The 8552-nt window shown below is 35.7% G+C and carries 9 protein-coding genes and 2 tRNA genes; 5 read left to right on the top strand and 6 right to left on the bottom strand.

What is annotated here, in order from left to right; genetic code table 11:
• From VJJ03_RS08605 to VJJ03_RS08590, 4 genes are all read left to right on the top strand, one after another.
• Positions 1-167: type IX secretion system membrane protein PorP/SprF (locus tag VJJ03_RS08605; RefSeq protein ID WP_323975025.1), on the top strand; the 167-nt coding region annotated here is incomplete at its 5' end.
• A 10-nt stretch (positions 168-177) separates the two neighbouring features.
• Positions 178-531 (top strand): dihydroneopterin aldolase, encoded by a 354-nt coding sequence (gene folB, locus VJJ03_RS08600; RefSeq protein WP_040358749.1) that lies wholly within the window; start codon positions 178-180, stop codon positions 529-531.
• Between the two features lie 53 nt (positions 532-584).
• A tRNA-Cys gene (locus tag VJJ03_RS08595) sits at positions 585-655 on the top strand.
• A 27-nt stretch (positions 656-682) separates the two neighbouring features.
• Positions 683-1063, top strand: a complete 381-nt coding sequence (locus tag VJJ03_RS08590; protein ID WP_009401465.1) for a hypothetical protein — start codon at positions 683-685, stop codon at positions 1061-1063.
• A 610-nt stretch (positions 1064-1673) separates the two neighbouring features.
• On the opposite strand, the gene VJJ03_RS08585 is transcribed toward VJJ03_RS08590, so the two are convergent.
• The 5 genes from VJJ03_RS08585 to murC all read right to left on the bottom strand — a co-directional run bounded on the left by VJJ03_RS08585 (position 1674) and on the right by murC (position 6417).
• Positions 1674-2582: a hypothetical protein gene (locus VJJ03_RS08585; RefSeq protein ID WP_009401463.1), complete on the bottom strand. Its 909-nt coding sequence runs from the start codon at positions 2580-2582 to the stop codon at positions 1674-1676.
• 86 nt (positions 2583-2668) lie between these two features.
• Positions 2669-3859, bottom strand: a complete 1191-nt coding sequence (gene mnmA, locus VJJ03_RS08580) for a tRNA 2-thiouridine(34) synthase MnmA (RefSeq protein WP_009401461.1) — start codon at positions 3857-3859, stop codon at positions 2669-2671.
• A 16-nt stretch (positions 3860-3875) separates the two neighbouring features.
• The gene (locus VJJ03_RS08575; RefSeq protein WP_009401459.1) at positions 3876-4868 is read right to left on the bottom strand and encodes a ketoacyl-ACP synthase III; all 993 of its coding nucleotides are present in this window, start codon (positions 4866-4868) and stop codon (positions 3876-3878) included.
• A gap of 77 nt (positions 4869-4945) precedes the next feature.
• A tRNA-Tyr gene (locus tag VJJ03_RS08570) sits at positions 4946-5027 on the bottom strand.
• 31 nt (positions 5028-5058) lie between these two features.
• Positions 5059-6417 carry a UDP-N-acetylmuramate--L-alanine ligase gene (gene murC, locus VJJ03_RS08565; RefSeq protein WP_009401457.1) on the bottom strand — a complete coding sequence of 453 codons (1359 nt, stop codon included), beginning with the start codon at positions 6415-6417 and terminating at the stop codon, positions 5059-5061.
• A gap of 209 nt (positions 6418-6626) precedes the next feature.
• Here murC and VJJ03_RS08560 point away from each other — a divergent pair, with 209 nt between their 5' ends.
• The gene (locus tag VJJ03_RS08560) at positions 6627-7298 is read left to right on the top strand and encodes a hypothetical protein (RefSeq protein ID WP_040358745.1); all 672 of its coding nucleotides are present in this window, start codon (positions 6627-6629) and stop codon (positions 7296-7298) included.
• Here the strand turns inward: VJJ03_RS08560 and VJJ03_RS08555 are convergent.
• Positions 7276-8544: an NAD(P)/FAD-dependent oxidoreductase gene (locus tag VJJ03_RS08555; protein WP_323975020.1), complete on the bottom strand. Its 1269-nt coding sequence runs from the start codon at positions 8542-8544 to the stop codon at positions 7276-7278. The genes VJJ03_RS08560 and VJJ03_RS08555 overlap by 23 nt on opposite strands.
• Positions 8545-8552: the final 8 nt, after the last annotated feature.

Genomic DNA, 8552 nt, shown 5'->3' with positions numbered 1-8552 from the left:
TGAGTGTAGGGCCTATGTTGGGGCTTAAGAAAGGGGTATTCTACTTTGCTTATGGTTATAACCTGATGCTCAATAGCCTGCGTTCTTATAACTCAGGAACTCACATGATTACGCTGGGAATAGATATGTTCCAAGGAATCGGCGGATGTAACTGTACTGAAAGGTAATTATTATCTGATGAAAAGCAGTATTTCTTTAAAGAATATTCGTGTATATGCCAATCATGGTTGTATGCAGGAAGAAGCTCAAATAGGGAGTTGGTATCGAGTGGATATGACTATTTGGGCGGATTTAGGAAAGTCTATGCAGACAGATACTCTTTCAGATACAATAGATTATGTGAGACTAAATCAAATAGTAGAAGAACAAATGGCTATTCGTTCTAATTTATTAGAACATGTAGCAGGGAGAATTTTATTAGCTATAAAGAATGAATTTCAAAAAATTACACGAATAGAAGTAGAAATTGCTAAGATAAATCCCCCCATTAATGGAGATGTGGAGCAAGTGAGCGTAAAAATAATTGATTAATTATTTGTGTGCTAAGAAAAAATGATATATATTTGCACCCTGTAAAAAGATAAGGCATCATGGCCGAGGGGCTAGGCAGAGGTCTGCAAAACCTTATACAGCGGTTCGAATCCGCTTGATGCCTCAACACTAATTAAAAACTGCATCACGTATGACAAATGTATTAGAGAAATTTGTACAAGATATAAAAGCTAATGTACCTGGATTTATAGCAGTATCTGTAACTGAAGTAAAATCAGGTGTGTCATATATAGCTTCTTCAGCTGACCCTAATTTTGATCCTAATTTAGCTTCTGCTTATAATTTGGAAGTTGTGAAGGCTAAAATGAATGCTTTACGAATTTTGGGATTAGAAGAAAGAGAAAAGATAGAAGATATTCTTATTACCTTGACACATCAGATCCATGTAATAGATGTAGCTCCTAATGGAAATTATTTTGTATATTTGGTGGTAGATTCTTCTAAAGCAAATTTAGGAATTACACGTTCTTTGCTTGCCAGATATAAGAAGGACTTGGAATCCATATTCTAAGATTTTTATTCATGATTTGAAAAATTAATAAGAAAAGAGAAAGAGGCTATCCGGAGAGGGTAGCCTTTTTAGTTGATGAATATGAGATCATACGAGGAGCTCCCTGTAATAGCCTCAATTTTTATTCTATGGACTTAGTGATGACTTTTCACCACTTCTTCATCACGGTATTTGCAGTAGTCACTTATATCTTGTTATAAGTTCTCTTCGGTGGCTTCTACTTTCAGTTTAAAATATAATCCTGCGTATATCATACGTCCTTGCACTGGGGCATAGATCATAGAGATATCAAATAAGTACCAAAAGGTTGATCAGATGCTATGATAGCGTGTTTTTGATAGTAGTTAAATAAGTTTTCTGTTCCGATTAAGCTTCTATAGGAGAGATTAACCCTTCAATGTTCTTTGGATTGGAGCGGCTGAGTACATTGGTTTGAGATATAATCGGTTTGTATATCAAACTACTTATAGACGACACTATTTTTACCATATAGTTCTCATACTGCAAATGAAGAATCTTGATTTGAAATCAAAGGTGCTACAGTTAGTGGTTAAAAGTTAAGGCTGTCCTTCATGGACAGCCTCTTAATAGATAAAATTAATTAGACAAATTATCTCAATTTCAACTCTGTTTTTCCTAACTCACGAAGTTGGTCATCAAATACAAAAACTTGATAAGTACCACTTTCATATTTTTTAGTGATGGAGGAAATGTATTCACATACATCTACAGCACTTCTTTCATATAAGAAATTCTTTACAGCACTGTAATTAACAGTTTTATCTCCTATAGTAACCGTTTCATTAACTCCTAAAGTAATACCATTAGGGCTTAATACTTGTACGTAGAAGTTACGATTACCTACAGGAGCAATTCGATTAACTCCTACAGTATAGCATACTTTTATTTTGTCAGTGGCACCAGAGCGTTCTTTTTCTACATATCTACCTCCAGATTTTTCTTTAACTCCTTGTGCAGTAAGATTTTTAAGGCTAAGGATAGAGCCCTCATCTACTACTTTGCTAAGTTCGCTTGCTTTCTGGGAAACAGAATCTAACTGAACAGTACGTTGGGTAAGTACATTAGCAGTACTATCTCTCTGGAAAGTAACTTGTACATTATATTTGCGTAAAGAGTCATTAATAGCTAACAAGCGATTACGCTCTCTTTTAAGTACGGCTACTTGGTCACGATATTTGAATAATACATTAATATCTGCCTTCATGGTTTTAAGGGAATCGATGTATTGACCAATACGAGCTTTAGCTTCTGCAAGTTCATCTGCATTTTGTTTGGATACAGTTACGGCTTCATCATAATCTTTTTGAAGATTTTCCAATTCTTTGATGACTTGGTCTCTTTTTTCCATAATAGCCTCTTCATTCTTTTTGGCTTCACCGGATTGATAGATAGCATAACCACCAGCTCCTACTAAACCTATGGATAGAAGTGCTATGAGGAGTCCTCCTCCTCCTTTTTTCTTTTCAGGAATGGTTACATTTTGCAATTCTGTTGACATAAAAATTAAGTTTTTAGTTCTTTTTCAGAGGCAAAAATATGAATTTTTCCTTGAATATACTTCTAATTTAATGATTTGACAAATTTTTAACATATTTCACCGGAACCAATAAGCTCTTCTTCTATATACCAAACTGCAAATTGTCCTGAGGTGATAGCACTTTGTGGTTGTATAAAATCAATATATAACCCTTTGTTTGTTAGATACAAATGAGCTTTTTGTAAAGGTTGTCTATAACGGATACGAACGTCAACTTTCATAGATTGAAAAGGTGATAAAGCTAAATCGGGGCGAATCCAATGAACATCTTCTTTTTTAACAAATAATGCGCGTCTGAAAAGTCCAGGATGTTTACTTCCCTGCCCTACATAGATAATATTATTTTGTGTGTTGGTTTCAATAACAAAAAGAGGTTCTACAGTTCCTCCTACATGGAGCCCTTTGCGTTGTCCTATAGTGAAAAAATGAGCTCCCTCATGCTTCCCAACGATTTTTCCATCAGTGGGTTGATAGTTGTATTTTTTAGCATAATAGTGTAGTTCATCTTCATAGGATTTGAATACAGGAGGTATCTTGTTTTGGTATCCTTGCCAAGAGGCAGGAATCTCTATAATATTTCCTTCCTTAGGAGCAAGTTGTTGTTGGAGAAATTCAGGCAAGCGCACCTTACCCACAAAGCATAAACCTTGTGAGTCTTTTTTTTCCGCAGTTACCAAATCTAATTGTTTAGCGATGGTACGTACTTCAGATTTTTGCAGATTTCCTATAGGGAAAAGGGCTTTCTCAAGTTGTTGCTGGGAAAGTTGGCAAAGAAAATAGGATTGATCCTTGTTGTTATCCTTTCCTGTTAAGAGACGATAGATTTTCTGTCCATTGACTTCTATTTCTTCTTTTCTACAATAATGTCCAGTGGCTACATAATCAGCTCCTAAGTTTAGAGCAAGTTCAAGGAAGGTGGCGAACTTGATTTCTCTGTTACAGAGAACATCAGGATTCGGGGTACGCCCTCTTTCATATTCACGAAACATATAATCCACAATACGTTGTTTATAGGGTTCACTCATATCCACTGTTTGAAAAGGAATACCAAGCTTTTCAGCCACCATAAGAGCATCATTACTATCCTCAAGCCAGGGACATTCATTGGAGATAGTTACAGAATCATCATGCCAATTTTTCATGAAAATACCAATGACTTCGTATCCTTCTCTTTGAAGTAGATAAGCAGCTACACTACTATCTACGCCTCCACTAAGCCCCACTACTACACGTTTCATTCTAATTTCTTTCTTTTTATGATTTTTTTACTTGTTCTATACAGATAGCTCCCCATGAATATCCTACACCAAATCCCACAAATTGTACTTTTCTTTTTTTCTTTTCAGGGAAATTCTTTTGATGTTCTACAAATGCAATAGGAATAGTAGAGGAAACTGTATTACCGAAATTAAGCATTTCTATAACAAATTTTTCCGAAGGGATTTCCATATCCTGTCGTACTCTTTCTAGAATATGAGTATTGGCTTGATGAAAAATGAATAAATCCACTTCATTGATTTCCCATTGGTTTAGAGTTAAATTTCCTAATACTACCTCAGGGGTACGCTTTACAATGAAATTAAATATCTTGCCCCCTTTCATGTCTATAAAGTTATCAGGGTCATCGGGATTTTCGTTTCTTGCTTTTCGAGTTCCTCCATTGCGAATAATAAGGTTTTCAGCCCCTGAACCATCAGAGCCTAAAGTAGGTTTCTTTATTAGATATTCTCCTGAAGTAGAAATAAGTGTAGCAGTAGCAGCATCACCAAAGAGACTAAGATTACCCTTGTCCTTAGGATGGATATACTTAGTATAGGTATCTACAGTGAGTAATACTACATTTTTGAAATTCCCTGAAGCTATTAGGCTATTGGCTACTGATAGCCCATAGATATAACCGGAACAACCTTGGTTAATATCTAAAGCAGCACAGGTGGTAGGTATTCCTGCTTTGGATTGTACGATACAGGCTGTAGTGGGGAGGATATGATCTGGAGTTTGTGTACAGAGTAGAAGAAAATCAATATCACTTTTCTCTAAATGATGTTCTTCCAAGAGGTTTAGTAGTGCTTGTGTAGCCATATCAGAAGCACACTCACCCTCTGAGGCAATGTAGCGTTGCTTAATACCTATCTTTTGGAGTATTTTTTCACTATTCCATTCTGGGAATTGTTCAGAAATACTATCATTAGTACGTATCTTCTTAGGAAAATGGGTAGAGATGGCTTTAATATAACTCTTTATCATTCACAAATGGGTTTTATTGGAAGATAGTCTTTTCATATCATATAAAAAAAAAGCCATTCACTAAAGGAATGACACTGTGGGAAGAGCAGGATTCGAACCTGCGAAGGTAAAACCAGCAGATTTACAGTCTGCCCTCGTTGGCCGCTTGAGTATCTTCCCGTTTTCGGGTCGCAAAATTACATACTTTTTTTTAGCTACGCAAATCTTTTTCTAAAAACTTTCTAATCTTCTCAACCTCAACGCCTATATCACCGGCTCCTGCCACTACTAATATAGGGCTCGGATTCTTTGCTAAATAATCTGTAATGGCTGATTTTTGAATGAGTATTTTATTAGGATTCTCTATCTTGTTTAAGAGCCATTGGGAGGTGATGCCTTCAATGGGTAGTTCTCTTGCCGGATAGATATCCAATAATATAATCCGGTCAAATTGGGAAAGACTCTTGGCAAATCCATTTGCAAAATCACGTGTGCGTGAGAAGAGATGTGGTTGAAAAAGAATGGTGATCTGCTGGTTAGGGTACATACTTCTTACCCCATTATACAAAGCGTTAAGTTCAGTAGGGTGATGTGCATAATCATCTATAAACACTTGTTCCGGAGTGTTAATAATATAAGAGAAACGACGCTTTACTCCCTTAAAACTTGTTAAGGCTTGTGCTAAATGAGTCAAGGGATATCCTGCCTGATGAGCCACAGCTACAGCAGCTAAAGCATTGAGTAAATGATGTTCTCCAGGGCGAAAAAGAGTACAATCTTTTACTAATTGTTTTTCTTTAGTTTCTGGATTAGTGAATTCTATATCAAATAAATAACCTCCATTCTGTACTTTTACATGTGTAATTTGATAATCACTCCCATCATTGATTCCGTATGTAAGCCCCTCAAAAGGGAGTCCTTTACGAATGATGAGCTTACCATTAGGCTTAATCCTATGAGTAAAATCCTTAAACCCTCTTAGGAACTCTTCAGCATTACCATAGATATCTAAGTGGTCGGCATCTACTGCAGTGATACATGCAATGGTAGGGGAGAGTCGTAAGAAAGAGCGATCAAACTCATCGGCTTCCACTACAGTGAGTTTAGTTCCTTTGCAGATGAAATTGCTTTGGAAATTTTCACAAATGCCTCCTAAAAAAGCACTTATAGGAGCATGATTCTCTACTAAAATATGGGCTAAGATACTACTTGTTGTAGTTTTCCCGTGAGTACCTGCCACAGCAAGGCAAAAACTATCCTCAGTAATCATTCCTAATACTTCAGAACGTTTGCATACTTTATAGTTGTTTTTTTGAAAAAACAATAGTTGTTTGTGTTCCTTGGGAATAGCAGGGGTATAAACAACCAAAGTATTCTCTTGGGTATAGTCCTTAGGAATAAAGTCTAAGTCCTCAGTAAAGGTAATTGCTATACCTTTTTCATTCAGCATACGAGTAATATCAGAAGGTGTACGGTCATAGCCGCGCACTTCCTTTCCCTTGAGGTGATAGTATAATGCCAAAGCGGACATACCTATGCCTCCAATACCTATAAAATATATATGTTCCATTTTCTTTGTTAAAAAGTAATTACAAAAGTAATAATAAAAGTTAGAATAAAAAAGGAAAATATTGACTTTTCAAATATAGATTTGAAAACTTCTTGAATATTATGAGGGGTTTTAAGAACGTGACAGATATAATAAAAAAGAAGGATATTTTTTTGGATATAAAAGAAAAAGAGAGTATCTTTGTCTTTTCTTAAATTAGAATTATAGATATGTCAAGATATTACTTATCCTTTGTCCTTTTATTTTCTTTTTTCTCTGTGAAAGCACAATTATCTTTCTCAGATACAGATTATAAACTTACGCCTACTACAAATGCTAAAAGTGAACGAATCCAGATAGAACAACCCAATCCTCAATTACTTTCACTAAAAGGAAGCCTTAAGCAAATAATAGCTTTTCTCAAGAGTGTGAATACTTCCCAGGTGAGTGTTTCGGATAAGGATAATACTTATTATGAACTTCTATACAAACAAACGGCTAATAAGGAAGTAATATTGGATAAAGTAGCTCAAGATTTACGATTAAGTATTGTAGAAAGCCAAAAAGGAGGACAAACACTCCAATTGACCTTAAAGAATTATGATAAACTTACTCCTATCAAACAAAATCGCAAGTATCCTAGTGCGAATCTCTCTGTAGAAGAAGAACAGGTAATGATACAGGGACTTGGGTTGCGAGATATGCTCACTGTACTCTCTCAACTAAGGGAAATACCTATTATCCTGCATAATAAGCCACAGTATGTACGGGTTCAGCCTTATGATTGGAGAATCCCCTATTACTTTGATGAAGCATTGTTTAAAAGGCTTAGTGAGTATGGATTCAGAGTAGAATATAAGCGTGATAATTATCCTACTTTCACCGTAATTCGCATGCCATAGCTTGAGCAATTAGGTATCCTCCTGTCCAGGCATTTTGAAAATTAAACCCTCCTGTAATAGCATCAATATCCAATACTTCTCCCCCTAAGTAAAGAGATGGAAATAGTTTGGAACGGAAGGACTTAAAATCAATTTCTTTCAGACATACTCCTCCTGAAGTTACAAACTCTTCTTTAAAAGTAGCCCTATTGGAAATATGGAAAATACTTGCAGTAAGAGTATCAGCTAAGGAATGTAATTGTTCTTTATTGAGTTCTGCCCAGAGCTGATGGGCAGGTATCCTTATATTATCCAATAATCTATTCCAAAGTTTATTCGCTAAAGGGAAAGGACAATAATTTTGCAATTCCTTCCGGGCATGTTTTTGTTTTTCTTTTTGTAAAATAATTAAGGCTTCTGAAAAGGAAAGAGTATGTTCTTCCTCAACTAACCAGTTAACTTGTATAAGGAAGGTATAGTTAAGCAAGGCTAAAATTCTAGAAAAGAAGGAGGAGAGTTTTAAAATAGCAGGTCCACTGAATCCCCAGTGAGTAATGAGTAAATCCCCAGTGACACCTTGTTTTTCTACATAGGATGCCTTTAGAGGGTGGTAATTTGAATCCAATAATTTTACTGTTACACGAGTGCTGATTCCTGCAAGATTTTCAATAAAGGAATCCTTGGTAGCAAAAGTAAAAAGAGAAGGTACAGGAGGTATAATAGTATGACCTAAATGGGATAACAGTTGCCACACTTTAGGGTTACTTCCTGTGGTTATCACAAGGTGCTTGGCATGCAAAGAGGTATCAGATAAGGTTACTTCCCATAATCTTTCTTGATATGAAAAGGCAGTTACATTCTGCTTGTATAGGATTTGTATACCATATTTTTCTGCTAAGGAAAGAAAGCAGTTTATAACAGTTAGAGAAGAGTTAGAGAGAGGAAAAATACGTCCACCTACCTCTTCCTTAAGAGAAACTCCATGCTGCTTAAACCAATTAATAGTATCCTTATTGGAGAAACGAGAGAAAGAACTTAAAAGTTCTCTACTTCCTCGCGGATAATTCTTGATAAATTCATGAATATTCTCTTGAGCATTGGTAAGATTACAACGTCCTCCTCCTGAGATGCGAACTTTACCAAGAGCTTCTTTTCCTTTCTCTAGAATAAGAATCTTTTTCTTAGGAGCTATTTCAGCCATGTTTATAGCAGTAAAAAGTCCACAAGCTCCTGCTCCTATGATAATAACATCATATATATCTTTCATAACTTATA

It is taken from the genome of Capnocytophaga sp. G2 (genome assembly GCF_035282625.1).
Lineage (GTDB): Bacteria > Bacteroidota > Bacteroidia > Flavobacteriales > Flavobacteriaceae > Capnocytophaga.
Note: the sequence above shows the minus strand (reverse complement) of the source record. Positions and strands in the feature narration are given on the sequence as shown.